Origin of the sequence: Mycobacterium sp. (assembly GCF_046095365.1) — a bacterium.
GTDB lineage: Bacteria > Actinomycetota > Actinomycetes > Mycobacteriales > Mycobacteriaceae > Mycobacterium.
Map to the genome: position 1 here is coordinate 1 of NZ_JBJTJF010000114.1, position 24,208 is coordinate 24,208.

Genomic DNA, 24,208 nt, shown 5'->3' on the forward strand with positions numbered 1-24,208 from the left:
CGACAACCCGCAGCCCGGCCAGTCCCGCCGCCTCTACCGGTTCGTAGCTGGTCCGCAACCCGCCCTCGTGCGCCACCGAGATCACCGGGCGCCCGGCCAGCGAGCCGGCGAACACCACCGTCCCCGGGCCGGCGGAGTAGACCGGCTGGCCCGGCCGTCCGGCCAGATCCACCCCGCGGTGCCCGCGCTGCCAGTCGGGCACCGGCGCGTCGAACGCCCGCGTCACCGCCGCCGGCTGCAGCGGCCACTGGAGTCGCACGTCGTCGGCCCGCACGAGCGGGGCGAACACCAGCAACCCGGCAAGCATGGCGACGGCACGCATTCGCCCAGTTCACCGCGGGCCGCGCGGTCCGCGCCTGCCGGCGATCGGCGATTGGGGATCAACCCGGTGTTGTGTGTAAACTCCCCGGTGCAGCCTGCGTAAGCGGGCTGACTTCGCGCGTTTGAGTGCTGTGCCGAAACCGGCACATGCCGCGCCCACCGGTTGGTCCCGCCGAAAGGCGGGTCGGTGTGCGCGCAGACGCCAGGGCCCGGCCTCACCCGACGCCGGGCGACAACCGACGACTCCACAAGGACTGGCCAAATCATGGCTGTTGTGACCATGAAACAGCTGCTCGACAGCGGCACCCACTTCGGGCATCAGACCCGGCGCTGGAACCCCAAGATGAAGCGGTTCATCTTCACCGACCGCAATGGCATCTACATCATCGACCTCCAGCAGACCCTGACCTACATCGACAGGGCCTACGAGTTCGTCAAGGAGACGGTCGGCCACGGCGGCAGCGTGCTGTTCGTCGGCACCAAGAAGCAGGCCCAGGAGTCCATCGCCGAGGAGGCCAAGCGGGTCGGCATGCCCTATGTCAACCAGCGCTGGCTGGGCGGCATGCTCACCAACTTCGCCACCGTGCACAAGCGGCGGCAGCGCCTCAAGGAACTCGAGGCGATGGAGCAGACCGGGGGCTTCGAGGGACGCACCAAGAAGGAGATCCTGGGTCTGACCCGGGAGAAGAACAAGCTCGAGCGCAGCCTCGGCGGTATCCGGGACATGCAGAAGGTGCCCAGCGCGGTGTGGGTCGTCGACACCAACAAGGAGCACATCGCGGTCGGCGAGGCCCGCAAACTGGGTATCCCGGTCATCGCGATCCTCGACACCAACTGCGATCCCGACCTCGTCGACTATCCGATCCCGGGCAACGACGACGCCATCCGGTCGGCGGCGCTGCTGACCAAGGTCATCGCCTCCGCCGTCGCCGAGGGCCTGCAGGCCCGCGGCCAGGCCGGACGCACCGAGGCCGGCGCCGAGGTCGAGGCCGAGCCGCTCGCCGAGTGGGAGCAGGAACTGCTGGCCAGCGCGGCCATCGACGCCGCCCCCACGGGGGATGTTCCGGCGGCCGGGCCGGTCGCCGACGAATCCACCACCGTCACCGTCACGGAAGGCTGACATGGCTAACTACACCGCCGCCGACGTCAAGCGGCTCCGCGAGCTGACCGGCTCCGGGATGCTGGACTGCAAGAACGCCCTGGCCGAGGCCGACGGCGATTTCGACAAGGCGGTCGAGGCGCTGCGCATCAAGGGCGCCAAGGACGTCGGCAAGCGTGCCGAGCGGGCCACCGCCGAGGGTCTGGTCGCGGCCAAGGGCGGCGCGCTGATCGAGCTCAACTCCGAGACCGACTTCGTCGCCAAGAACGCCGAGTTCCAGGCTCTCGCCGACGCTGTCGTCGACGCCGCGCTGGCCGCCAAGGCCACCGACGTCGAGTCGCTGAAGGCCGCGAAGATCGGCGACAGGACCGTCGAGGAGACCATCGCCGAGCTGTCGGCCAAGATCGGTGAGAAGCTGGAACTGCGCCGGGTGCAGTTCTTCGACGGCAACGTCGAGACCTATCTGCACAAGCGGGCCGCCGACCTGCCGCCGGCCGTCGGAGTGCTGGTCGAGTTCACCGGCTCCGACACCGACGCCGCCCATGCGGTGGCGCTGCAGATCGCGGCGCTCAAGGCCAAGTACCTGACCCGCGACGAGGTGCCCGCCGACCTGGTGGCCGCCGAGAAGCGTGTCGCAGAGGAGACCGCCATGGCCGAGGGCAAGCCCGTGGCCGCGCTGCCCAAGATCATCGAGGGCCGCGTCAACGGGTTCTTCAAGGACGTCGTGCTGCTCGAGCAGCCGTCGGTGGCCGACAACAAGAAGACCGTCAAGGCGCTGCTCGACGACGCCGGTGTGACCGTCACCCGCTTCGTCCGCTTCGAGGTCGGCCAGGCCTAGCGGCCCGAGGCCACGGACCCCCATGCGTCAGGTCAACGCCTTCGGTGACGACGCGCTCGGCGGCCTCGACGCCGTCGGGATGGTCGAGGCGATCCGCACCGGCCGGGTGTCGGCGGCGGAGTTGGTCGACGCGGCGATCGCCCGGACGGAGGCGGTCAACCCGGTGCTCAACGGCCTTGCGCACGAGACGTTCGCCGCGGCGAGGGCCCGCGCGGAGGAGAAGTCCGGCGGCTACTTCGACGGCGTGCCCACGTTCATCAAGGACAACGTCGACGTCGCCGAGATGCCGACGATGCAGGGCACCGACGCCTGGACGCCGCGGCCGGTGCGGGAGCACGGCGACTTCGCCCGGTTCTTCCTGCGCACCGGCCTGATCCCGCTGGGCAAGACCCAGCTCTCGGAGTTCGGGTTCAGCGCATCGGCCGAGCATCCGCGTATCGGCGCGGTCCGCAACCCGTGGGACACCGACTACACCGCCGGGGCGTCGTCGTCGGGATCGGGGGCGTTCGTCGCCGCCGGGGTGGTGCCGCTGGCCCACGCCAATGACGGGGGCGGGTCCATCCGCATCCCGGCCGCCTGCAACGGCCTGGTGGGACTCAAGCCCTCGCGCGGGCGGCTGCCCCAGGACAAGCTGTCCCGTCAGATGCCGGTGAAGATCGTCCACGACGGTGTTCTGACCCGGTCGGTCCGTGACACCGCAGCGTTCTACCGCGAGGCCGAAAGGGTATGGCGCAACAGGTCTTTGGCGCCGGTCGGTGCGGTGACCGGTCCCGGCCGGGAACGGCTGCGGATAGCCGTGATGACCCGGTCGGTCAACCGCGACTCCAGCCCCGCCATGCGCGAGCACACCCTCAAGACCGCGGCGCTGCTCGAGGAGCTGGGACACCGTGTGAGCCACCTCGACGCCAGTCCGGTCCCGGCGTCGTTCGCCGACGACTTCCTGCTGTACTGGTCGTCGCTGGCGATGACACTGGTGCGCACCGGGCGCCGCACCTTCGGCCCGAGCTTCGACCGCAGCCGGCTGGACAACCTGACCCTGGGCCTGGACCGCCACGCGACCCGGAACATCCACCGGCTGCCGGCCGCGATAGCCCGGCTGCGCCGGCTGCGACGGATCAGTGAGCGGTTCTACAGCGACTACGACGTGCTGCTGACCCCGACGCTGGCCGAGGACACTCCGCCCATCGGACATCTCGACCCCATGGCCGACTATCGGCAGGTCATCGACAGGCTCGTGGACTGGGTGGCGTTCACCCCGCTGCAGAACGCCACCGGTGAGCCGTCGATCTCCCTGCCGTTGGCCCAGTCCGGCGGGGGTCTGCCGGTCGGAATGCTCTTCAGCGCGCCGCTGGGCCAGGACCGCCGACTGCTCGAACTGTCCTATGAACTCGAGGCAGCCAGACCGTGGCCGCGCATTCAGGACGCGGCGACGGCCTGATAGCGCCGCTGAATGCGATCGAGCATCTGGTCGAGGTCGGCCGGTGAGATCGGGTACAGCATCGCCCGCCAGGTGTTGGCCAGCCGCTCGAACGGGTCGTCGCCGAGGGCGCCTGACAGCAGATGGCTACCCAGCACGCCCGCCCAGACGCCCTGCGCCAATTCGGTGACGTCCCGGTGCGCCGGCAGGTCCATGCCCGCGACAGCGCGGCTGAAGCCCTTGACGAAGCGCTCGGTCCACTCGGCGTAGGTCTGGGTCGCGGTGGTGCTGATCTGGCTGAGGGCCTGCAGCAACTCGTTGCCGATCCGCGCGGTCTTGTCGTACCTGATCATCGCGGCCGAGGCGAAGCTGGCCGCGACGAACTGCTCCAGCGGCGAGGCGGACGCGTCGGTCTCGGTCTGCAGCATCACCGAGACCCGGCCGCGGAAGTCCTCGATGATGGCCGCCGCGAGTGACTCTTTGGAGGTGAAGTGGTAGTAGAAGGCGCCCTTGCTGACCCTTGCCCGTTGCAGCACGTCGGCGAGTCCGGTCTCGCCGTAACCCAGCTCACTGAACAGATCCACCGCGGAGTCGAGGATCCGCTGACGTGTCGCCTCCGCCCGCGCTTGCATAGCCACCGTTGATCAACTCCCGGGGTTCCAGATTGGGTAATTGTCGCGGGCGCTGCTTGCCCAGGTCGTGCGAGACATGAGTGTAGTACCACCGCGGGCGGGACAGGCCGCAACCAGCCCGGGACGGCGGGGCGGGCGGGGCCCGGGATTCCCGATGAGGCAGGATGACACGGCAGAACGATGGTGACGACGAGGTGAGGAGTTCGATGGGCGAACCGGCACTCCTGCCCGACGGCAGCGGGCGGCCCAGGTACTCGCGGGTGGTTCTGAAGCTGGGTGGGGAGATGTTCGGCGGGGGCGCCGTCGGCCTGGATCCCGACGTGGTGGCCCTGGTCGCCCGGCAGGTCGCCGACGTGGTGCGCAGCGGCGTCCAGGTCGCCGTGGTCATCGGCGGCGGCAACTTCTTCCGGGGAGCGCAGCTGCAGCAGCGCGGCATGGAGAGAACCCGTTCGGACTACATGGGCATGCTGGGCACCGTGATGAACAGCCTTGCGCTGCAGGACTTCCTGGAGAAAGAGGGGATCGACACCCGGGTCCAGACCGCCATCGCCATGGGCCAGGTCGCCGAGCCCTACATCCCGCTGCGGGCGCGCCGGCACCTGGAGAAGGGCCGGGTGGTCATCTTCGGCGCCGGCATGGGCCTGCCGTACTTCTCCACCGACACCACCGCCGCCCAGCGGGCACTGGAGATCGGGGCCGAGGTGGTGCTGATGGCCAAGGCCGTCGACGGCGTGTTCACCGATGATCCGCGGTCCAACCCGCAGGCCGAAATGCTCACCGAGGTCAGCCACCGGGAGGTCATCGACCGGGAACTGCGGGTGGCCGACGCCACCGCCTTCAGTCTCTGCATGGACAACGGAATGCCGATTCTGGTCTTCAACCTGCTCACGGATGGCAATATCGCCCGGGCGGTCGCCGGTGAGAAGATCGGGACACTGGTCACCACCTGACGGGGACGATGGAGGAACGGCGGAATGATTGACGAGGCGCTCTTCGACGCCGAGGAGAAGATGGAGAAGGCGGTCTCCGTCGCGCGTGACGACCTGTCGTCCATCCGGACCGGTCGCGCCAACCCCGGCATGTTCGCACGCGTCCTCGTGGACTATTACGGCACGCCGACACCGGTCACCCAGATGTCGAGCGTCAATGTCCCCGAAGCGCGGATGGTGGTGATCAAGCCGTACGAAGCCGCCCAGCTGCGGCCCATCGAGGAGGCCATCCGCAATTCCGATCTGGGCGTCAATCCGACCAACGACGGCACCATCATCCGGGTGTCGATTCCCCAGCTCACCGAGGAACGCCGCCGCGAACTGGTCAAACAGGCCAAAGCCAAGGGTGAGGACGCCAAGGTCTCGGTGCGCAACATCCGGCGCCGGGCCATGGAGGAGCTGCACCGGATCAAAAAGGACGGGGAGGCCGGCGAGGACGAGGTCAGCCGCGCCGAGAAGGACCTCGACAAGTCCACCGCGCAATACGTGAACCAGATCGACGACCTGGTCAAGCACAAGGAAGGGGAGTTGCTCGAGGTCTGAGGACCCGGCACGGACCCCCGACGTGGCAGACACCGAATCGCCGCCGGCGAACAAGTCGAAAGCCGGGCGCAACCTGCCCGCCGCGATCGCCGTGAGCCTGCTGCTCGGCGGGATGGTCATCGCCACCCTGATTTTCGCGCCGCGCGGCTGGGTGGTGATCCTGTCGGTGGCGATGGCGATCGCGACCCACGAGGTGGTCAAGCGGCTGCGGGAGGCGGGCTACTCGATCCCGCTGATCCCGCTGCTCATCGGCGGGCAGGCGATGATCTGGCTGACCTGGCCGTTCGGCGCCGCGGGCGCTCTGGGGGGTTACGGCGGAACGGTACTGGTCTGTCTGATCTGGCGGCTGCTGAGCCAGGGTCTGGACAGCCAGCCGGTGAACTACCTTCGCGACGTCGCCGTCACGATCTTCCTGGCCACCTGGATCCCGCTGTTCGCGGCGTTCGGCGCGCTGCTGGTCTATCCCGAGGACGGGTGGGCGCGGGTGTTCACCTTCATGCTGGCCGTGGTGTTCTCCGACATCGGCGGCTACGCGGCCGGTGTGCTGTTCGGCAAGCACCGCATGGTCCCGGCCATCAGCCCGAAGAAGTCCTGGGAGGGCCTGGCCGGATCGCTGGTCTGCGGGACGACGGCCGCTGTTCTGGCCGTGGTGTTCCTGATGCACGAGCCGTGGTGGGTGGGGGTGCCGCTGGGCCTGATGCTGGTCGTCACCGCCACCGCGGGAGATCTGGTGGAGTCGCAGTTCAAGCGGGATCTGGGCATCAAGGACATGGGCACCCTGCTGCCCGGACACGGGGGTCTGATGGACCGCATCGACGGGGCACTCCCCTCGGCCGTGGCCACCTGGATCGTGCTGAGCCTGCTGGCCCGCTGATCGCCGATACTGACGTGGTGACGCAGGACCTGGTGTTCGACGCCCCGCGCCGGGGCCTGCCCCCCCGGCACTTCGCCGACCTCGACGCCGCGCAACGGGTCGCCGCAGTCACCGAACTGGGGCTGCCGGCGTTCCGGGCCAGGCAGTTGGCCACCCACTACTACGGGCATCTGCTCGCCGACCCGCAGCAGATGACCGACCTGCCCGCCGCGGTGCGCCAAGCCGTGGCCGAAGCTCTGTTCCCGCCGCTGCTCTCGGTGGTGCGCGAGGTCGAGTGCGACGCCGGCGATACCCGAAAGACGTTGTGGCGAGGCCACCCCGGCAGTCCCGGGGGCGCCACCTTCGAATCGGTGCTGATGCGTTATCCCGACCGCAATACGGTGTGCATCTCCTCGCAGGCCGGCTGCGGGATGGCCTGCCCGTTCTGTGCCACCGGGCAGGTCGGCCTGACCCGCAACCTGAGCACTGCCGAGATACTCGAGCAGGTTCGTGCCGCGGCGCTGACACTTCGCGAGCATCCACGCAAGGGGCCGGGTGGCGACCGGCTTTCCAACGTGGTGTTCATGGGCATGGGGGAGCCGCTGGCCAACTACGCCCGGGTGGTGGCCGCCGTGCGTCGCATCACCGCCGCGCCGCCGGACGGCTTCGGCATCTCGGCCCGGTCGGTCACGGTGTCGACGGTGGGCCTGGCCCCGGCCATCCGCAAACTGGCCGACGAACACCTCGGCGTGACGCTGGCCGTGTCACTGCACACACCCGACGACGAACTGCGGGACACCCTGGTGCCTGTCAACAACCGATGGAGGATCAGCGAGGTCCTCGAGGCCGCCCGCTACTACGGCGACGTCACCGGGCGTCGGGTGTCGATCGAGTACGCACTGATCCGCGACGTCAACGACCAGCCCTGGCGGGCCGATCTGCTGGGAAAGAAGCTGCACCGGGCGCTCGGGCCGCTGGCACACGTCAACCTCATCCCGCTCAATCCGACGCCGGGCAGCAAGTGGGACGCCAGTCCCAAACCGGTTGAGCGGGAATTCGTGCGACGGGTGCGCGCCCAGGGTGTGTCCTGCACAGTGCGGGATACCCGCGGCCGCGAGATCGCGGCCGCCTGCGGACAACTGGCCGCCGGCGGGTAGCTACCGCAGCAGGCCGCGCTTGCGCATGATCACATCGCGCAGCATCACGATGGCGATGATGATGGCGAAGGCGATCAGGAACCAGTCCTCGACATGGCCGACGTGGTTGCCGTGCAGCATGCCCACCAGGAACAGGATGATGAAGATACCCAGCCCGTACCAGGTGCGGTGGTGGATCTTGCTCCAGCCCCACGCCGCCGATGGCACGTCAGCGGTATCGACGCCGGCGTAGCGCTCGACCTCGGTGTTGGCCCCGGTGTTGCCCATGGCGGCTCCTGTCTTTCGGCTGGGGTCATTCTGGCATATCCGGCTCAGCTCAGAAGGCCGTACCGGCGCAGTGCCTCGGCGCGTTCGGCGGCGTGGTCCACGATCGGCTCCGGATATCCCGGTGGCGGTCCGCCCTTGAGCCGGTGGGGGTCGGGAGTCCCGGCCAGCTCGGGTACCCAGCGGCGGACGTAGTCGCCTGCCGGGTCGAACTTCTCGCCCTGTGCGGTGGGGTTGAACACCCGGAAGTACGGCGCGGCGTCGGTCCCGGTGCCGGCGCACCACTGCCAGCCGTGCTGGTTGCTGGCCATATCGCCGTCGACGAGTTGTTCGAGGAACCAGCGCGCCCCCCACTGCCACGGCAGGTGCAGGTCCTTGACCAGAAAGGATGCCACGATCATGCGGACCCGGTTGTGCATGAAGCCGCTCCCGCTGAGCTGGCGCATGCCGGCGTCGACGATGGGGAAGCCGGTGCGGCCCTGCTTCCACGCCTCGAACGCGGCCCGGGCCTCCGAGCCGGTGTCGAGTTCGATGGCGTCGAAGGCCGGATTCCAGTTGCTCCACGCGCTCGCCGGCCACTGGTGCAGCACGGCGGCGTAGAAGTCCCGGAATGCAAGCTCGCGCAGATAGGCCGCGGCCCCGGGCTCGCCGGTGTCGAGGTCCGCGGCCATGGTCCGCGGATGGATGGTCCCGAACTTCAGGTGTGCCGACATCCGGCTGGTGCCCGGCCGGTCGGGGCGATCGCGGTCGGTGGCGTAGGTCTGTAGACCGCCGGCCAGGAACTCCGACCACTGCCGGCGCGCGGCGTCCTCGCCGGCGGGCATGTCCAGGACCGCTCCCGGATCCGGGGCCTCGACCCGATCGGGCAGTCCGGCGACCCCGGCCGGGTCGACCCATACCGCGCTGTGCGCGCCGGACTGCGCGGGGCCGCGCCAGCCGACTTCGCGCCAGCGGCGGAAGAACGGCGTGAACACCTTGTACGGGTTGCCGTCGTCCTTGGTCACCCGGCCCGGCGACACGAGGTATGGCGACCCGGTCGCGAAGACGGAAACGCCTGCCGCGGAGAGGATTTCGGTGACGGCGGCATCGCGGCGCTGTCCGAAGGGGCTGAAGTCGGCGGAAATGTGAACGCTGCCGGCGCCGACTGCGGCGCAGATCCGCGGCAGCAGCTCATCGGGACGGCCGCGGGTGACCAGCAGCCGGCCGTCGAGGGCGGCGTTGAGTTCCCGCAGCGAGTCGCCGAGGAACTGCAGCCGGCGCGCGCCGCTGGAGGATTCCAGCCGCGGGTCGAGGACGAAGCAGGCCAGCACCTCGGGACCGGCCTCGACGGCGGCCAGCAGTGGCGGGAGATCCCCAAGCCGCAGATCCCGTCGGAACCACAGAACGGTCGGCATGCCCCCATGCTGCCGTATGGGCAGACGGCCAGGGGCGTGTAGGGGGACACGACCCCTGGCCGTCTGATGACGTGCCGCGCCGGGCGCCGCCGGCTCAGGCCGCCGGGGGCAGCAGCACCGTGTCGATGAGGTACACCGTCGCGTTGGTGGTCGCGATGCCGCCGCACACCACGCTGGCGTTGTTGACCATCAGGTGGTCGCCGCTGCCGCTGACCGTCAGGGTGGCGCCGTTGACCGTCTTGTGCGTGCCGACCACCTGGTCGGGCCCGGCCTGGCCGGACACGACGTGGTACGTCAGGATCGACGACAGCAGGTTGGCGTCGGTCTTGAGCTTGTCGAGGGTGGCCGCGTCGATCTTGGCGAACGCGTCGTTGGTCGGCGCGAAGACGGTGAACTGCCCGCCGTTGAGGGTGTCGACCAGGTTCACCTGCGGGTTGAGCTGGCCGGAGAGCGCGGCGGCCAGGGTGGTCAGCACCGGGCTGTTGGCGGTGGCGGTCGCCACCGGGACCTTGGCCAGTTCGCCGACCGAACCGGGCCCGGTGGGTACCTGCTGGGCATAGCCGGTGCAGCCGGGTCCCACCAGGTGGGTGTCGGCCGCGGCGGTGGGCGACACGACCAGCGCGAGGCTCATCGCGGCCGCCGCCAGTCCGGCCACCGGCAGGGCCCTCGAAGCCTTCGTGGAGTCCTTCATCGTCGTCCTTTCGGTATGGGAGCACCCGATCGCGGGTGCGGTTACGACTGCGATTCGTACCCGCCGGCCGGCCGGATTGGTGAGTTGCGCCACACGCCGCGCGACACGACTTCCCGGCAGGCGGTTCGGATCGCCGTCAGGGCGCGGTGGTCGTGCTGGTCGGGGAGCCCGACGTGGTGGCCGCCGCGGGCGTGGGCGGCATGAGCACGGTGTCGATGAGATACACGGTGGCGTTGGTCGTTCTGATCGGCCCGCAGGCCACGGCTGCCCCGTTGACCTTGAGGTCCTCTCCGGAACCGCTCACGTTGAGGGTGTCGCCCTGCAGCGACTTGTGCTCACCGGCCAGTGATTCCGGGTCGGTCTGGCCGGAGACGATGTGGTACCCAAGCACCGACGTGAGCAGCTTGGAGTCGGTTTTGAACTTGTCGACGGTGGCCGGATCGACCCGGCCGAACGCGTCGTCGGTGGGGGCGAACACGGTGTACTGGTCCTTGTTGAGGGTTTCGACCAGATCGACCTCGGAGTTGAGTCGGCCCGACAGCGCACCGGCGAAGGTGGTCAGCATCGGGCTGTTGGCCAGCGCGACCGTCAAGGGGTCCCGGCTCATGCCCTCCAGGGAGCCGGGCCCGGCGGGCACCTTGTCCTGGTAACCGGTGCAGCCGAGACCGGACATGCCGGCCGGCGCGGGCCTCGGTGCGGACGTGGTCGTCGTCGGGGCCGTCGTGGCCGCGGTGGCGGCAGCCGGCGCGGACGGCTTGGACGGACCGGCCGGCCCGGCGGCAGGAGACTGATCGCCGCCGGCCGAACATCCCGGCACGGACAGCGCGGCGGCCACGGCCAGGCCCGCGGCGGCGATGGAGGATCGCCGGGCGCTGACGGCCCGCCTGCTATCCGTCGTCACGACACGACTCTTGCACGACATGACATGCCTCCTACCCGACACGGCACGACTCCGACACGACAGAATGGTCCGGTGAGTTCAACCGACCGCCTGCGCGTGCTGATCCTAGGCAGCACCGGCTCGATCGGAACCCAGGCCCTGGACGTCATCGCCGAGAACGCCGACCGTTTCCAGGTGGTGGGCCTGGCCGCCGGCGGGGGCAACCCGGATCTGCTGGCCCGCCAGCGCGCCCAGACCGGCGTCACCCGGATCGCGGTGGCCGACCCGGCCGCCGCGCAACGTGTGGGGGATGTCACCTACTCCGGTCCCGACGCGGTGACCCGCCTCGTCGCCGACACCGAGGCCGACGTCGTGCTCAACGCGCTGGTCGGCGCACTCGGCCTGGAACCGACCCTGGCCGCGCTGGCCGGCGGTGCGCGACTGGCTCTCGCCAACAAGGAATCGCTGGTGGCGGGCGGGCCGCTGGTGCTCAAGGCGGCCAGCCCGGGACAGATCGTACCGGTGGACTCCGAGCACTCCGCGTTGGCCCAGTGCCTGCGCGCCGGCAGTCCCGAGGAGGTGGCCAAGCTCGTGCTGACCGCCTCCGGGGGTCCGTTCCGCGGCCGGACGGCCGCCGACCTGGAGTCGGTGACGCCCGAACAGGCCGGGGCGCATCCCACCTGGAACATGGGCCCGATGAACACCCTGAACTCGGCATCGCTGGTCAACAAGGGCCTCGAACTCATCGAGACGCATCTGCTGTTCGGCATCCCCTACCGGCGCATCGAGGTCGTGGTGCACCCGCAGTCGGTGGTGCACTCGATGGTCACCTTCTGCGACGGCTCGACGATCGCGCAGGCCAGCCCGCCGGATATGAAGCTGCCCATCTCGCTGGCCCTGGGCTGGCCGCAACGGGTGCCCGGGTCGGCCGCCGCCTGCGACTTCAGCGCCGCCTCCACCTGGGAGTTCGAGCCGCTGGACTCCGCGGTGTTCCCCGCCGTCGACCTGGCCCGGCAGGCCGGGGAGACCGGCGGATGCATGACCGCGGTGTACAACGCCGCCAACGAGGAGGCCGCCGCGGCGTTCCTGGCAGGGCGCATCCGGTTCCCGGCCATCGTGAGAACAATCGCCGACGTGCTGGGCGCGGCAGGCCAGTGGGCTGCCGAACCGGCTACCGTGGAGGACGTACTCGACGCCCAGCGATGGGCCCGGCAGCGTGCCCGCGATGCCGTCGACGTCGCCGCACAGGAGGTCGCTTCACACCGATGAGGGTGGACTCATGATGTTCGTGCTGGGCATCGTCCTGTTCGCGCTGGCCATCCTGGTCTCGGTGGCGCTGCACGAATGCGGCCACATGTGGGTTGCGCGCGCCACCGGCATGAAGGTCCGCCGCTACTTCGTCGGTTTCGGGCCCACGCTGTGGTCGACCACGCGGCCCAACAGGCTGGGCTCGACCGAGTACGGACTCAAGGCGATCCCACTCGGCGGCTTCTGCGACATCGCCGGCATGACGACGGCCGAGGACCTGCCGCCGGAGGACGAGCCGCACGCGATGTACAAGCAGGACACCTGGAAGCGGGTGGCGGTGCTCTTCGCCGGGCCGGCGATGAACTTCATCATCGGGCTGGTGCTGGTCTACGGGATCGCGATCGTCTGGGGCCTGCCGAACCTGCACCCGTCCACCGCCGCCGTGGTCGGCGAGACCAGCTGCGTCAAGGCCGAGGTCGCCAGGGGGCAGCTCGGGGACTGCTCGGGCGGCGGGCCCGCGGCGGCCGCCGGGATCCGGCCCGGCGACGTGGTGGTCAAGGTCGGAACCACCGACGTGAAGACCTTCGAGGAGATGGTCGCCGCGGTTCAGAAGTCCTCCGGGCAGACGCCGTTCGTCGTCGAGCGCACCGTCGACGGGACGACGAGCACCTTCGACACCGTGGTCGACGTCACCTCGACGAAGCGCTGGGTCACACCGGCAGGCGGCGGAGAGGCCACCGGGCCCTCCGACGTGGGAGCCATCGGGATCATCGCCGCCCAGTACCCCCCGACCCGGTACAGCCCGCTCGCGGCGGTACCGGCCACCTTCGCCTTCACCGGCGACCTGGCCGTCGAACTCGGCAAGTCCCTGGCGGCGATCCCCACCAAGGTCGGTGCGCTGGTGGAGGCTATCGGGGGCGGGGAACGCGACCCGGAGACGCCGATCAGCGTCGTGGGAGCCAGCATCATCGGCGGCGACACCGTCGACCACGGTCTGTGGGTGGCGTTCTGGTTCTTCCTCGCCCAGCTGAACTTCGTCCTCGGCGCGGTAAACCTGGTGCCGCTGCTGCCGTTCGACGGCGGACACATCGCCGTGGCGGTGTTCGAGAAGCTGCGCAACATGCTGCGCGCGGCCCGCGGGCTGCTGCCCGCGGGCCCGGTCGACTACGGCAAGCTCATGCCCCCCACCTACGTCATCCTCGTCCTGGTGGTCGGCTACATGGCCTTGACCGTCACCGCCGACCTGGTGAACCCGATCCGGTTGTTCCAGTAGGAGATTCACATGTCCAGCGCTTCAGTCGGTCCGTCCGCCGGCCCCTCGGTCGGCCTGGGAATGCCGGCGGCCCCGCCGCCGACCCTCGCCCCCCGCCGTCAGACCCGTCAGCTCACGGTGGGCGGCGTCGGCGTGGGCAGCGATTCGCCGATTTCGGTGCAGTCGATGTGCACCACCAAGACCCACGACGTCAATTCCACGCTGCAGCAGATCGCCGAACTGACCGCGACCGGCTGCGACATCGTCCGGGTCGCCTGCCCGCGCCAGGAGGACGCCGACGCGCTCGCCGAGATCGCCCGCAAGAGCCAGATCCCGGTCATCGCCGACATCCACTTCCAGCCCAAGTACATCTTCGCCGCCATCGACGCCGGCTGCGCCGCCGTCCGGGTCAACCCGGGCAACATCAAGGAGTTCGACGGCCGGGTCGGCGAGGTCGCCAAAGCCGCTGGGGCGGCCGGCATTCCGATCCGTATCGGCGTCAACGCCGGATCGCTGGACAAGCGCTTCCTGGAGAAGTACGGCAAGGCCACCCCCGAGGCGCTCGTGGAGTCCGCTCTGTGGGAGGCCTCGCTGTTCGAGGAACACGGTTTCGGCGACATCAAGATCAGCGTGAAGCACAACGACCCGGTGGTGATGGTGGCCGCCTACCGGCTGCTGGCGCAGAAGTGCGACTACCCGCTGCACCTGGGCGTCACCGAAGCCGGACCGGCCTTCCAGGGCACCATCAAGTCCGCCGTCGCCTTCGGCGCGCTGCTCTCCGAGGGCATCGGGGACACCATCAGGGTGTCGCTGTCGGCCCCGCCGGTGGAGGAGGTCAAGGTCGGCAACCAGATCCTGGAGTCGCTGAACCTCAGGCCGCGCGGGCTGGAGATCGTGTCGTGCCCGTCGTGCGGGCGCGCGCAGGTCGACGTCTACAAACTGGCCAACGAGGTCACCGCCGGACTGGAGGGCCTCGACGTGCCGCTGCGGGTGGCGGTGATGGGCTGCGTGGTCAACGGCCCCGGCGAGGCCCGCGAAGCCGACCTCGGGGTGGCCTCGGGTAACGGCAAGGGACAGATCTTCGTGCGCGGCGAGGTGATCAAGACGGTGTCGGAGTCCCAGATCGTCGAGACGCTGATCGAGGAGGCGATGCGAATCGCCGAAGAGCTCCGGGCCGCCGACGAGTCTGCGGGCGGTTCGCCGGTGGTCACCGTAAGCTGAGCGGGCAACCCACCCCGGGCTGACCCCCGCCGCGAAGAAAGAACGACCATGTCGGCTCCGTCGCTCTCGCGCCCGGTCGACGGGCGGCGCGTTTCGCTGGCCCGGGACGCCGACGCGGTGTCCCGGGTGCTCGCCGGAGATCCGGTGGCCGCCTGCATGGTTGCCGCGCGGGTTGCCGACCACGGCGCCGATCCGGCCGCACTCGGCGGCGAACTGTGGACGCGCCACCGGGTCGAGGACTCGCTGTGCTACGCCGGAGCCAACATCATTCCGTTGCGCGGCGGGCCCGCCGATCTGCGGGCCTTCGCCGACCGGGCGCTGAGCACGCCGCGGAGATGCTCGTCGGTGGTCGGCCGTTCCGATCTCGTGCTGCCGATGTGGGAGCGGCTCGCGCAGGGCTGGGGCCCGGCCCGCGACGTCCGCCGGTGCCAGCCGCTGATGGCCCTGAGGTCCCGGCCGCGTTGCGCCGTCGACCCGGCGGTGCGGCGGGTGCGGCTGGAGGAACTCGACGCCTATCTGGTCGCCGCGGTCGACATGTTCATCGGCGAGGTCGGCATCGACCCGCGGGCCGGCGACGGCGGACGCGGTTACCGCCGCCGGGTGGCCAACCTGATCACCGCCGGGCGGGCCTTCGCCCGCTTCGAGCGCGGGCGGGTGGTGTTCAAGGCGGAGATCGGCTCGCAGTCTCCCGCGGTCGGGCAGATCCAGGGTGTCTGGGTGCACCCGGAGTGGCGCGGCCACGGTCTGGGAACGTCGGGAACCGCCGCGGTCGCCGAGGGGGTGCTGCAGACCGGCCGTATCGCCAGCCTGTACGTCAACAGCTACAACAGCGTCGCGCGGGCCGCCTACAGCCGGGTGGGCTTCCGCGAGGTGGGCACCTTCGCCACGGTTCTTCTGGACTGACGCGCCGGCTCGCGGGGGAACGGCCACCGCAGTTTCGCCGAGATTGCGTTCACGCCCTTTTGCGACGACGGAACTGCTGCGTGGTTGCAGTCTCGGGGTCGGCCGCGCATCGGTGGGCCGGTGCGCCTCCACCGAATCACCATCACAGGCTCATAACATCAGCCTCAATGGCAACTTTCATATCAAAAGTCGCAGCCGTCACCGCAGGCCTGGTGCTGGTCACGGGAACGCTGTCGGCCTGCACCCCGCGTCCCGACGGCCCCGCGCCGACGGCGGCGGAGTTCTTCGCCGACCTCGGCCGGGGGGACACCCGAGCCGCGGCCGCGCTCAGCGACCGCCCCGCCGAGGCGCAGGCCGCGCTCAACGAGGCGTGGTCGCGGCTGCAGGCCGGCCACCTCGACGCCACCGTCCTCGGCACCCGCTACACCGGGGACACCGGCAGCGTGAACTACCGCTTCACCTGGCAGCTGCCCAAGAACCGCACCTGGACCTACGACGGCGTGCTCAACCTGATCCGCGACGAGGGCACCTGGCGGGTGCGGTGGGCGCCGAGCGCGCTGCACCCCGACCTCGGTGAGCGCCAGACCGTCGAACTGCGCGCCGACCCGCCCAAGCGGGCCTCGGTCAACGAACTCGGCGGCACCGAGATTCTGGTGCCTGGCACCCTTTTCCGCTATCAGCTCGATGCGACGCGGGCCGGTGCCGAGCTGATGTCGACCGCCCGGGCGGTCACCGACGTCCTGCGGCGCTTCGACGACACCCTCAACCCGCAGCGACTCGCCGAACTGGCCAGTTCGGCGACCGGTCCGCTGGACCTGATCACCCTGCGGCCTTCCGACCACGACCGGGTCGCGGGCGCGCTGGACGGGCTGCCCGGGGTGATCGTCACCCCGCAGGCCGACATGCTGCCCACCGACCCCACCTTCGCTCCGGCCGTGGTCAGCGCCGTCAAGAAGGAGGTCCTCGACGAACTCGACGGCGAGGCGGGGTGGCGGGTGGTCAGCGTCAACCAGAACAGTGCCGACGTCGATGTGCTGACCGAGGTCGCCCCCAGGCCGGCGCCGGCGATATCGCTGACCCTGGACCGCCTGGTGCAGGACGCCGCCCAGCATGCGGTGGACACCCAGTGGCGCAAGGCCATGCTCGTCGTGCTCAAACCCTCGACCGGCGAGATCCTCGCGGTGGCCCAGAACGGCGCCGCCGACGCCGACGGCCCGGCCGCCACGACCGGGCTCTACCCGCCGGGTTCGACATTCAAGATCGTGACCGCCGCTGCGGCCGTCAATTCCAGGATGGCGACACCGGACACGATGCTGGCCTGCCCGGGCGAGATGGAGATCGGTGACCGCGTCATCCCGAACTACGACAAGTTCGATCTCGGTGTGGTGCCCATGGCGAGGGCTTTCGCCAACTCCTGCAACACCACCTTCGCCGAACTCGCCAGCCGGATGACTCCGACGGCTCTGACCACGGCGGCCTCGGCGTTCGGGATCGGCCCGGATTACACGATCGCCGGGCTGACCACTGTCACCGGAAGTGCCCCTCCCACAGTCGATCTCGCCGAGCGTACCGAGGACGGTTTCGGACAGGGCAAGATACTGGTCACGCCGTTCGGGATGGCGTTGGCCGCCGCGACGGTCGCCGCCGGCCGGACCCCGACCCCGTTCCTGATCGCCGGCCGGCAGACCGTGGAGACCGGCGACCATCCGCCGGTCGACCCGGCCGCGCTCGACGGGCTGCGCTCGATGATGCGGCTGGTGGTAACCAGCGGAACGGCCAAGGCCATCGACGGCATCGGCGAGGTGTACGGCAAGACCGGTGAGGCGGAGTTCCCCGGCGGCTCACACGCCTGGTTCACCGGCTACCGGGGTGATCTGGCCTTCGCGGGCCTCATCGTCGGCGGCGGCAACTCGACCTACGCGGTGCGCATGGTGCGGCAGATGCTCGAGGAGTTGCCGCCGGACTTCCTGGCTTAGCTACAACTGGCCGGTGACGATCTCGCTGCCGCGAAGCGAGATCGGCCGCGCCGCCAGCGCCTCGGTGGCGGGGCCGTGGGCCACCGAACCGTCGAGGTTGAACTTGCTTCCGTGACAGGGGCATTCGATGGCCCCGTCCTCGATCTTCAGCGCGCACCCGGCGTGCGTGCAGCGCGCGACGAAGCCCTTGAACACCCCGGCGCTGGGCTGGGTGACGAGGGTTCCCTCGATGATCCGCGCCTGACCGACCGGCACGTCCGCGGCCGGGGTGAGCACCCCGCCCTCCGCCGGGGCCGGCTGCGCCGCGGGCTCACCCTTCTTCCCGCAGCCGGCGGCCAGCGGGCACAGTGCGGCCCCGATCAGCACCGAACGTCGCGGCATGTCAGGCATGACCTCTCAGCGTAGTCCCGGCATAGGCACTGCGTCGCGGGTTGGGTCGCGGGTCGGCCTGCCCCGGGGCGCGCCGCCCACCTGCCGGTCGGCGGCGGTAGATTGGACCGGTCATGACCGAGATCGGGAACAGGATCGACACCACCGCGGTGGTCCGCTACGACAGCCCGCCCACGCTGCGGGTGTCCGACGCCGACCGCAACGGGACCCTGCGGCGGCTGCACAACGCCGTCGCGCTGGGGCTGATCGACATCGGCGAGTTCGAGGAGCGCTCGGCCCAGGTCGCCACCGCCCGGCAGCCCGCCGAACTGGAGTCGCTGGTCGGGGATCTGCCCAGCACCGGAGCCATCGCCTCGTCGTCGGCCGACCGGCTGGAGTTGCGCGGCTGGATGGGTTCGCTGCGCCGCAGCGGGGAGTGGACGGTGCCCACCCGGCTGTCGCTGGTGCGGCGGGTCGGATCGGTGGACCTCGACCTGACCAGCGCGCGGTTCGCCGGGCCCGTCGTGGTGATCGAGTTGGACATGGTCCGGGGTTCGCTGGACATCCGGTTGCCTGAGGGGGCCAGCGCGTCTCTCGACGACGTCACCGTCTATGGCGGCAGCGCCCGCGACCGGCGCAAGGACCCGCCCGCCGAGGGCAAGCCGCACGTGGTGCTCACCGGCCGGGTGGTGCTGGGGTCGGTGACCGTCCGCGGGCCCCGGCGGCCGCTGCTACCGGTGCCGCCGATACTCCGGCGCGGGCCGATTCCGCGACGGTGAGCGACGTGCGCGGCGCCCTCACCGCGGGGACGGTCTCACCGACCCTGCCGGTGCCCAAGTCCATCGCGCGCCCCGAGTACGTCGGCCGGACCGATGCCGCCGAGGGCGGCGAACCGTGGGTGCAGACACCCGAGATCATCGAGAAGATGCGCATCGCCGGGCGCATCGCCGCGGGTGCGCTGGCCGAGGCGGGCAAGGCCGTCGCGCCGGGCGTCACCACCGACGAACTCGACCGGATCGCCCACGACTACATGGTCGACCACGGCGCCTACCCGTCGACCCTGGGCTACAAGGGCTATCCGAAGTCCTGCTGCACCTCGCTCAACGAGATCATCTGCCACGGCATCCCCGACTCGACGGTGATCGCCGACGGCGACATCGTCAACATCGACGTCACCGCCTACATCCACGGCGTGCACGGCGACACCAACGCCACCTTCCTGGCCGGCGACGTCGGCGAGGAACACCGTCTGCTCGTCGGGCGCACCGAGGAAGCCACCATGCGCGCGATCAAGGCCGTCAAGCCCGGGCGTGCCCTGTCCGTGGTGGGCCGGGTGATCGAGTCCTACGCAAACCGGTTCGGCTACAACGTCGTTCGGGACTTCACCGGCCACGGCATCGGCACGACCTTCCACAACGGCCTGGTGGTCCTGCACTACGACCAGCCGAGCGTGGATACCGTGCTCGAGCCGGGGATGACCTTCACCATCGAGCCGATGATCAACCTCGGGTCGCTGGACTACGAGATCTGGCCGGACGGCTGGACGGTGGCGACCCGGGACCGCAGATGGACGGCCCAGTTCGAGCACACCATCGTGGTGACCGACGACGGCGCCGAGATCCTGACCCTGCCGTGACAGGCGGGGCTCTGCTGGTCGCCGGAACCACATCCGATGCCGGCAAGTCGATGGTGGTCGCCGGACTGTGCCGGGTCCTGGCGCGCAAGGGGATTCGAGTCGCCCCGTTCAAGGCACAGAACATGAGCAACAACTCCGCTGTCACCGTCGATGGCGGGGAGATCGGCCGTGCGCAGGCCGTCCAGGCCCGGGCGGCCGGACTCGCCCCGAGCATCCGTTTCAACCCGATCCTGCTCAAGCCCGGGAGTGACCGCACCTCCCAGCTGGTGGTGCGAGGCCGGCCGGTCGGTTTCGTGGGAGCGCGCGACTACATCACCCACCGCGACCGGCTGGCCGGCGTGGTCGCCGAGGAACTCGCCGGCCTGCGCGCCGAGTTCGACGTGGTGCTGTGCGAAGGCGCGGGCTCGCCGGCTGAGATCAACCTGCGCGCAACCGATCTGGCCAACATGGGCCTGGCCCGATCGGCGGAGATCCCCGTCGTTCTGGTCGGGGATATCGACCGTGGCGGTGTGCTGGCACACCTGTTCGGCACCGTGGCGGTGCTGGAACCGGCGGACCAGAAGCTCATCGCCGGATTCATCGTCAACAAGTTCCGCGGCGACCCGGCGCTGCTGGCGCCCGGCCTGGACCAGTTGCGCGCCCTGACCGGCCGGCCCACCTACGGAGTGCTGCCCTACAGCGAGGAGCTGTGGCTGGACGCCGAGGACTCGGTGTCGGTGACGTCCCGCGACGTCGTGGGCAGCCCCGGCCCGCCGGAGGGCGGTGGGTGGTTGCGGGTGGCCGCGGTCCGGCTGCCGCGGATCTCCAACTCAACCGACGTCGAAGCACTGGCCTGCGAGCCGGGGGTCGTCGTCCGGTGGGTCACCGAGCCGGCCGGTGTCGCCGGCGCCGACCTCGTCGTCCTGCCGGGCAGCAAGGCCACCGTCGCCGACCTGCAGTGGCTGCGCGACCGCGGCCTGGCCGACGCCGTCACCGATCACGCCCGCGGCGGGCGGGTTCTGCTCGGCATCTGCGGCGGCATGCAGATGCTGTGCCGAAACATCGAGGACACCGTCGAGAGCGGCCGGGGCACGGTCGCAGGCCTGGGGCTGCTGGACGCCGATGTGGAGTTCTCCGCCGAGAAGGTGCTGCGGCGGTGGGACGGGCCGCTGGAGGGCTACGAGATCCATCACGGGCAGGTGGTGCGCTGTGCCGAGGCGGCCTGGTTCGAGGCCGGCGGCGCCGTGCAGGGCTATGTGCGCGGCGGGGTGTTCGGCACCCACTGGCACGGGCTGCTGGACAACGACGCGATCAGACGGGACCTGCTGGTGCGAGCGGCGCAGGCGGCCGGGGTGGGCGGGTTCCGGTTGGCGCAGGGCGTCAGCGTCACCGAGCGTCGCGAGGCACAACTGGACCTGATGGCCGACCTGCTGACCGCCCACCTCGACCTCGGCGCCCTGCTCGCACTGCTGGGCGACCCGCCCTCGGCCGCCCCGGTGATCACCGTCGGTGGCCTAACCTGATCCCATGAGGGGAGTCCGCCGAGTGGTCCCGCTGTCCGCGGCGCTGCTGGTTTCCGGCTGCGCGGCAACGGTGGCCGGTACGCCCACCTGGCCGGGTTCGGTCCTGGCGGAGGCGATCCTGGGCGAGGCGGACCTCCCGGCCGGTGTGCAGTACGACCGCATCACTCAGCAGGCCGGCGAACCCGACGGCGCACACGAGCCCGGGTCCATGCTGTCCCGGCCGCAGGGGTGCGCCAACGCGCTGACCAACGTCATCAAGCAGTCCGCCGAGCGAGGTCCGGGCAGCGCAGCCAAGTACGCGGTCTCCTACGACGGGGCCCGGATCGTGATGACCGTGCTGTCCTGGAACCTCGACCTCGACGCGCTCGAGGCCGCCGCCGGCCGCTGCGCGGAGTACGAGGTCTTCTTCGACCCGGACTCCGAGGGGATCGCGATGTCGATGTCCGAGCTGCCGGGGCTGGACGATGGGGTGCTGGCATACCAGCAAACGATGAACCTCAACGGTTCCTCGAGCAGCGCCTACATGGCCTTCCAGAATGTGGGCACCCGCGCGGTGTTCGGTTCGGTCACTCCGATGCGCGATCCGGCGATCACAGCGAAAGCGTCACTGCCGCAGACGTTCTTGGACGTGTTCGGCAAACAGGCGGCGAAGCTCCGTTCTTTCTGAGCAGTCTCTGAGAACGGTCGGCGAAACACCGTCGGCCGCCGCCGGCGGGCAGTAACGTATGCCGATGCCCGCGACGATGATGACCGTCGACGGGTTCGGCCTGCCGGTGCTGGTGACCGGTCCGGAGCGCGGCCCCTACGTGGTGCTGCTCGCCGCAGCCCAGCACGCCCCGGCGGCCTACGAGACCCTCTGCAAGCGGCTGCACACCGCCGCGGTGCGCACCGTCGTCATCGGAGCCGATCCCCGGCTGCACGCCAAGGCGGTGGTGGACATCCTCGACACCCTCGACGTGCCCTCCGGTGTGCTGGTCGGGGACCGTCACGGGGCGGAACTGGCCTGGGAGGTCGCCGCCGCCCGGCCCGACCGGTTCACCGGGCTGGTGGTCATCGACCGCGGGCACCCGGCGGTGCCCGACCCCAACGGGGTGATCCGCGACCCGGACTGCCCGCCGGTCGAGATCAACACCACCGCACTGGTCAACACCCCGGCCTGCCGCAAGTGGGCCAAAGCCAGCCAGCGGCTCGTCTACAGCGACTACCGGCTTGTCGAGTTCGGCGGCCGGCGCGAGGCGGACGTGGCCACCGCTCAGCTGGCCGCCGAGATCGTGCTGCGCAGCAGCACCTGGTGATCAGCCGATTCCGCTGAGCTCGATCTGGCGGATCGGCCCGGTGAACCACTTCTTCACCGAGGCGTGCCAGTACAGCCAGAGCAGGATCAGCACGCCGAAGACCACCAGCGGGGTGTAGTTGACGAACTTCCACTCGAAGCCCGGATCCCAGGGCACCCCGCCCAGCGACGTCGGGAACATCGCCACGACCGAGGTGAGGAGGATCTCGGCCAGCGCCAGTGGGGCCATCCAGCGGTGGTGGCCGCGCAGGTTCCAGGCGCCGGTGGGGAAGGAGTCCCCGGCCCTCCAGCGGTAGTAGATCGGCACCGCGAAACACAGGTAGAGGCCGACCACCCCGATGGACACCACCGCGAAGAAGGCGATCGGCACCGGCGCGCCGTTGACGTCGACCTCGACCAGGGCCGGCAGGGTCAGCAGCGCGGCGACGGCGGCGGTCACGATCACCGCGTTGGCCGGAACCTTGTTGGCGTTGACCGCCGACCACAGCCGGTGCCCGGGCACCGCACGGTCGCGGCTGAAGGCGAACAGCATCCGCGAGGCGCTGGTCTGGCAGGCGGTGGTGCAGAACAACTGCCCGGAGGTGGAGATGAACAGCACCAGCGCGGCCCACTTGGAGTTCAGCGCCTGGGCGAAGATGGCCGCCACCGCGCCGCCGGCCTTGGACACCCCGTCGGCGTCCTGGACGGCGAACAGGAACGCCAGAAGCAGGATCCACCCGCCGATCGCCGAGTAGAAGATCGAGCGCCAGATGCCCTTGGCGGCGGCGTCGGCGGCGCTGCGGGTCTCCTCGGACAGATGAGCGGAGGCGTCGTAGCCGGTGATGGTGTACTGGGTGAGGATCGCCGATATCGGCAGCACGAACAGCAGCCAGCCCCAGCCGGAGGTGGCGCCGCCGAACATGCCGCTGTTGTTGACCGTCCTGGCGAACACGTCGCCGAGGCCGGCGTGCCGGTCGGGCACCAGGAACAGGATGGCGATCACCGCCGCGGCCCCGGCGACGTGCCACCACACCGAGATGTTGTTGATGACGGCCAGCAGGTGGCTGGAGAAGATGTTGATGACGGCGACGACGGCGAGGATCACCAGGAACATCACGAAGACCCGCTTGAGGCTGTAGCCGGACAGCCAGCTCTCGCTGAGGGTGCCCAGCGTCAGGTCTAGGAAGGTCGCGCTTCCGTAGGCCACCGACGCCAGGATGGCGATCAGCCCGATCAGGTTCAGCCAGCCGGTGTAGTAGCCGGCTTTCGCGCCGCCGAGTCTGGCTGCCCACCAATAGATTCCGCCGGAGGTTGGGAACGCCGAGACCAGTTCGGACATGCACAGCCCGACCAGCAGGATGAAAGCCGACAGGATCGGCCAGCCCCACGCGATCGCCGCCGGGCCGCCGTTGTTCCAGCCCAGGCCGAAGGAGGTGAAGCAGCCCGCGAGGATGGAGATGATCGAGAACGAGATCGCGAAGTTGTTGAAACCCGACCAGGAGCGTTTGAGCTCCTGGGTGTAACCCAGCCGGGCCAGGTGCAGTTCGTCCTCGTCGAGCAGTTCATGGCCCTCTGGCACGGAGGTGTCTCCTCACATCGGCCGGCGCCTGCAGGGCCGGCGGTCCCCGTGACAATAAGCCGTTTATCGGGACGGTGCCGCACCTTGGGGGTGTCGTTCGTGTAAACCTTGGTGGCGAGTCGTGAATCGAGGAGCGCATGTGACTGAGGGCACCGGCCGTCGCCGCGGCCT

The 24,208-nt window shown here is 70.0% G+C and carries 25 protein-coding genes; 17 read left to right on the forward strand and 8 right to left on the reverse strand.

Annotation, left to right across the window (positions count from 1 at the left end):
- Positions 1–322, reverse strand: a 322-nt coding sequence (locus ACKOQ4_RS09380) for a M23 family metallopeptidase (RefSeq protein WP_526291115.1), incomplete at its 3' end; no start/stop codon positions are given.
- Between the two features lie 264 nt (positions 323–586).
- On the opposite strand from ACKOQ4_RS09380, the gene rpsB reads away from it, so the two are divergent.
- The 3 genes from rpsB to ACKOQ4_RS09395 are packed head-to-tail and all read left to right on the forward strand — an operon-like array spanning position 587 to position 3,696.
- Positions 587–1,441 carry a 30S ribosomal protein S2 gene (rpsB, locus tag ACKOQ4_RS09385; protein WP_526291117.1) on the forward strand — a complete coding sequence of 285 codons (855 nt, stop codon included), beginning with the start codon at positions 587–589 and terminating at the stop codon, positions 1,439–1,441.
- 1 nt (position 1,442) lies between these two features.
- On the forward strand, positions 1,443–2,258 hold the full coding sequence (tsf, locus tag ACKOQ4_RS09390) for a translation elongation factor Ts (protein WP_526291119.1): 816 nt from the start codon (positions 1,443–1,445) through the stop codon (positions 2,256–2,258).
- Positions 2,259–2,280: 22 nt separating this feature from the next.
- On the forward strand, positions 2,281–3,696 hold the full coding sequence (locus ACKOQ4_RS09395) for an amidase (RefSeq protein WP_526291121.1): 1,416 nt from the start codon (positions 2,281–2,283) through the stop codon (positions 3,694–3,696).
- Here ACKOQ4_RS09395 and ACKOQ4_RS09400 read toward each other — a convergent pair.
- Positions 3,675–4,307 carry a TetR family transcriptional regulator gene (locus ACKOQ4_RS09400; RefSeq protein WP_526291182.1) on the reverse strand — a complete coding sequence of 211 codons (633 nt, stop codon included), beginning with the start codon at positions 4,305–4,307 and terminating at the stop codon, positions 3,675–3,677. The genes ACKOQ4_RS09395 and ACKOQ4_RS09400 overlap by 22 nt on opposite strands.
- A 206-nt stretch (positions 4,308–4,513) precedes the next feature.
- Between ACKOQ4_RS09400 and pyrH the strand changes: the two genes are divergently transcribed.
- Genes pyrH through rlmN form a run of 4 tightly spaced genes read left to right on the forward strand, consistent with a single transcriptional unit; the run spans position 4,514 to position 7,849 of the window.
- On the forward strand, positions 4,514–5,257 hold the full coding sequence (gene pyrH, locus ACKOQ4_RS09405; RefSeq protein WP_526291183.1) for a UMP kinase: 744 nt from the start codon (positions 4,514–4,516) through the stop codon (positions 5,255–5,257).
- A gap of 24 nt (positions 5,258–5,281) precedes the next feature.
- A complete protein-coding gene (frr, locus tag ACKOQ4_RS09410) occupies positions 5,282–5,839 on the forward strand; it encodes a ribosome recycling factor (RefSeq protein ID WP_526291123.1) in 558 nt (185 codons plus the stop codon).
- A 22-nt stretch (positions 5,840–5,861) separates the two neighbouring features.
- Complete coding sequence (locus ACKOQ4_RS09415; protein WP_526291125.1) at positions 5,862–6,713, forward strand: phosphatidate cytidylyltransferase; 852 nt, start codon at positions 5,862–5,864, stop codon at positions 6,711–6,713.
- Positions 6,714–6,730: 17 nt separating this feature from the next.
- Positions 6,731–7,849 carry a dual-specificity RNA methyltransferase RlmN gene (rlmN, locus tag ACKOQ4_RS09420; protein ID WP_526291127.1) on the forward strand — a complete coding sequence of 373 codons (1,119 nt, stop codon included), beginning with the start codon at positions 6,731–6,733 and terminating at the stop codon, positions 7,847–7,849.
- Here the strand turns inward: rlmN and ACKOQ4_RS09425 are convergent, their stop codons facing one another.
- The 4 genes from ACKOQ4_RS09425 to ACKOQ4_RS09440 form a co-directional block, all read right to left on the reverse strand.
- Positions 7,850–8,116: a DUF2631 domain-containing protein gene (locus ACKOQ4_RS09425; RefSeq protein WP_526291129.1), complete on the reverse strand. Its 267-nt coding sequence runs from the start codon at positions 8,114–8,116 to the stop codon at positions 7,850–7,852.
- Positions 8,117–8,160: 44 nt separating this feature from the next.
- Positions 8,161–9,507, reverse strand: a complete 1,347-nt coding sequence (locus tag ACKOQ4_RS09430) for a cryptochrome/photolyase family protein (protein ID WP_526291131.1) — start codon at positions 9,505–9,507, stop codon at positions 8,161–8,163.
- A gap of 94 nt (positions 9,508–9,601) precedes the next feature.
- Complete coding sequence (locus ACKOQ4_RS09435; protein WP_526291133.1) at positions 9,602–10,198, reverse strand: fasciclin domain-containing protein; 597 nt, start codon at positions 10,196–10,198, stop codon at positions 9,602–9,604.
- A 136-nt stretch (positions 10,199–10,334) separates the two neighbouring features.
- The gene (locus ACKOQ4_RS09440) at positions 10,335–11,099 is read right to left on the reverse strand and encodes a fasciclin domain-containing protein (protein WP_526291135.1); all 765 of its coding nucleotides are present in this window, start codon (positions 11,097–11,099) and stop codon (positions 10,335–10,337) included.
- A gap of 24 nt (positions 11,100–11,123) precedes the next feature.
- On the opposite strand from ACKOQ4_RS09440, the gene dxr reads away from it, so the two are divergent.
- From dxr to ACKOQ4_RS09465, 5 genes are all read left to right on the forward strand, one after another.
- Positions 11,124–12,347 carry a 1-deoxy-D-xylulose-5-phosphate reductoisomerase gene (gene dxr, locus ACKOQ4_RS09445; RefSeq protein WP_526291137.1) on the forward strand — a complete coding sequence of 408 codons (1,224 nt, stop codon included), beginning with the start codon at positions 11,124–11,126 and terminating at the stop codon, positions 12,345–12,347.
- 10 nt (positions 12,348–12,357) lie between these two features.
- Positions 12,358–13,599 carry a M50 family metallopeptidase gene (locus ACKOQ4_RS09450; RefSeq protein ID WP_526291139.1) on the forward strand — a complete coding sequence of 414 codons (1,242 nt, stop codon included), beginning with the start codon at positions 12,358–12,360 and terminating at the stop codon, positions 13,597–13,599.
- A 9-nt stretch (positions 13,600–13,608) separates the two neighbouring features.
- Positions 13,609–14,799, forward strand: a complete 1,191-nt coding sequence (ispG, locus tag ACKOQ4_RS09455) for a flavodoxin-dependent (E)-4-hydroxy-3-methylbut-2-enyl-diphosphate synthase (protein ID WP_526291141.1) — start codon at positions 13,609–13,611, stop codon at positions 14,797–14,799.
- A gap of 48 nt (positions 14,800–14,847) precedes the next feature.
- Positions 14,848–15,702 carry a GNAT family N-acetyltransferase gene (locus ACKOQ4_RS09460; protein WP_526291143.1) on the forward strand — a complete coding sequence of 285 codons (855 nt, stop codon included), beginning with the start codon at positions 14,848–14,850 and terminating at the stop codon, positions 15,700–15,702.
- A 167-nt stretch (positions 15,703–15,869) separates the two neighbouring features.
- Positions 15,870–17,678 (forward strand): penicillin-binding transpeptidase domain-containing protein, encoded by a 1,809-nt coding sequence (locus ACKOQ4_RS09465; RefSeq protein WP_526291145.1) that lies wholly within the window; start codon positions 15,870–15,872, stop codon positions 17,676–17,678.
- Here the strand turns inward: ACKOQ4_RS09465 and ACKOQ4_RS09470 are convergent, their stop codons facing one another.
- Positions 17,679–18,068 carry a QcrA and Rieske domain-containing protein gene (locus ACKOQ4_RS09470; protein ID WP_526291147.1) on the reverse strand — a complete coding sequence of 130 codons (390 nt, stop codon included), beginning with the start codon at positions 18,066–18,068 and terminating at the stop codon, positions 17,679–17,681.
- Between the two features lie 113 nt (positions 18,069–18,181).
- Between ACKOQ4_RS09470 and ACKOQ4_RS09475 the strand changes: the two genes are divergently transcribed.
- From ACKOQ4_RS09475 to ACKOQ4_RS09495, 5 genes are all read left to right on the forward strand, one after another.
- Positions 18,182–18,826 carry a DUF1707 domain-containing protein gene (locus ACKOQ4_RS09475; protein ID WP_526291149.1) on the forward strand — a complete coding sequence of 215 codons (645 nt, stop codon included), beginning with the start codon at positions 18,182–18,184 and terminating at the stop codon, positions 18,824–18,826.
- A gap of 5 nt (positions 18,827–18,831) precedes the next feature.
- Positions 18,832–19,683: a type I methionyl aminopeptidase gene (gene map, locus ACKOQ4_RS09480; protein ID WP_526291185.1), complete on the forward strand. Its 852-nt coding sequence runs from the start codon at positions 18,832–18,834 to the stop codon at positions 19,681–19,683.
- Positions 19,680–21,185 (forward strand): cobyric acid synthase, encoded by a 1,506-nt coding sequence (locus ACKOQ4_RS09485; protein ID WP_526291151.1) that lies wholly within the window; start codon positions 19,680–19,682, stop codon positions 21,183–21,185. The genes map and ACKOQ4_RS09485 overlap by 4 nt, the downstream gene beginning before the upstream one ends.
- A 4-nt stretch (positions 21,186–21,189) precedes the next feature.
- A complete protein-coding gene (locus ACKOQ4_RS09490; RefSeq protein ID WP_526291153.1) occupies positions 21,190–21,852 on the forward strand; it encodes a hypothetical protein in 663 nt (220 codons plus the stop codon).
- 64 nt (positions 21,853–21,916) lie between these two features.
- Positions 21,917–22,480 carry an alpha/beta fold hydrolase gene (locus ACKOQ4_RS09495; RefSeq protein WP_526291155.1) on the forward strand — a complete coding sequence of 188 codons (564 nt, stop codon included), beginning with the start codon at positions 21,917–21,919 and terminating at the stop codon, positions 22,478–22,480.
- On the opposite strand, the gene ACKOQ4_RS09500 is transcribed toward ACKOQ4_RS09495, so the two are convergent.
- On the reverse strand, positions 22,481–24,037 hold the full coding sequence (locus tag ACKOQ4_RS09500; protein WP_526291157.1) for an amino acid permease: 1,557 nt from the start codon (positions 24,035–24,037) through the stop codon (positions 22,481–22,483).
- Positions 24,038–24,208 lie beyond the last annotated feature (171 nt).

Excerpts from the sequence above, each read along its gene's own strand:
- rpsB (WP_526291117.1), top strand. The coding sequence starts at position 587 with ATGGCTGTTGTGACCATGAAACAGCTGCTCGACAGCGGCACCCACTTC.
- tsf (WP_526291119.1), top strand. The coding sequence starts at position 1,443 with ATGGCTAACTACACCGCCGCCGACGTCAAGCGGCTCCGCGAGCTGACC.
- ACKOQ4_RS09395 (WP_526291121.1), top strand. The coding sequence starts at position 2,281 with ATGCGTCAGGTCAACGCCTTCGGTGACGACGCGCTCGGCGGCCTCGAC.
- ACKOQ4_RS09400 (WP_526291182.1), bottom strand. The coding sequence starts at position 4,307 with ATGCAAGCGCGGGCGGAGGCGACACGTCAGCGGATCCTCGACTCCGCG.
- pyrH (WP_526291183.1), top strand. The coding sequence starts at position 4,514 with ATGGGCGAACCGGCACTCCTGCCCGACGGCAGCGGGCGGCCCAGGTAC.
- frr (WP_526291123.1), top strand. The coding sequence starts at position 5,282 with ATGATTGACGAGGCGCTCTTCGACGCCGAGGAGAAGATGGAGAAGGCG.
- ACKOQ4_RS09425 (WP_526291129.1), bottom strand. The coding sequence starts at position 8,116 with ATGGGCAACACCGGGGCCAACACCGAGGTCGAGCGCTACGCCGGCGTC.
- ACKOQ4_RS09430 (WP_526291131.1), bottom strand. The coding sequence starts at position 9,507 with ATGCCGACCGTTCTGTGGTTCCGACGGGATCTGCGGCTTGGGGATCTC.
- ACKOQ4_RS09435 (WP_526291133.1), bottom strand. The coding sequence starts at position 10,198 with ATGAAGGACTCCACGAAGGCTTCGAGGGCCCTGCCGGTGGCCGGACTG.
- dxr (WP_526291137.1), top strand. The coding sequence starts at position 11,124 with ATGCCTCCTACCCGACACGGCACGACTCCGACACGACAGAATGGTCCG.
- ACKOQ4_RS09450 (WP_526291139.1), top strand. The coding sequence starts at position 12,358 with ATGATGTTCGTGCTGGGCATCGTCCTGTTCGCGCTGGCCATCCTGGTC.
- ispG (WP_526291141.1), top strand. The coding sequence starts at position 13,609 with ATGTCCAGCGCTTCAGTCGGTCCGTCCGCCGGCCCCTCGGTCGGCCTG.
- ACKOQ4_RS09460 (WP_526291143.1), top strand. The coding sequence starts at position 14,848 with ATGTCGGCTCCGTCGCTCTCGCGCCCGGTCGACGGGCGGCGCGTTTCG.
- ACKOQ4_RS09465 (WP_526291145.1), top strand. The coding sequence starts at position 15,870 with ATGGCAACTTTCATATCAAAAGTCGCAGCCGTCACCGCAGGCCTGGTG.
- ACKOQ4_RS09470 (WP_526291147.1), bottom strand. The coding sequence starts at position 18,068 with ATGCCTGACATGCCGCGACGTTCGGTGCTGATCGGGGCCGCACTGTGC.
- ACKOQ4_RS09475 (WP_526291149.1), top strand. The coding sequence starts at position 18,182 with ATGACCGAGATCGGGAACAGGATCGACACCACCGCGGTGGTCCGCTAC.
- ACKOQ4_RS09490 (WP_526291153.1), top strand. The coding sequence starts at position 21,190 with ATGAGGGGAGTCCGCCGAGTGGTCCCGCTGTCCGCGGCGCTGCTGGTT.
- ACKOQ4_RS09495 (WP_526291155.1), top strand. The coding sequence starts at position 21,917 with ATGCCCGCGACGATGATGACCGTCGACGGGTTCGGCCTGCCGGTGCTG.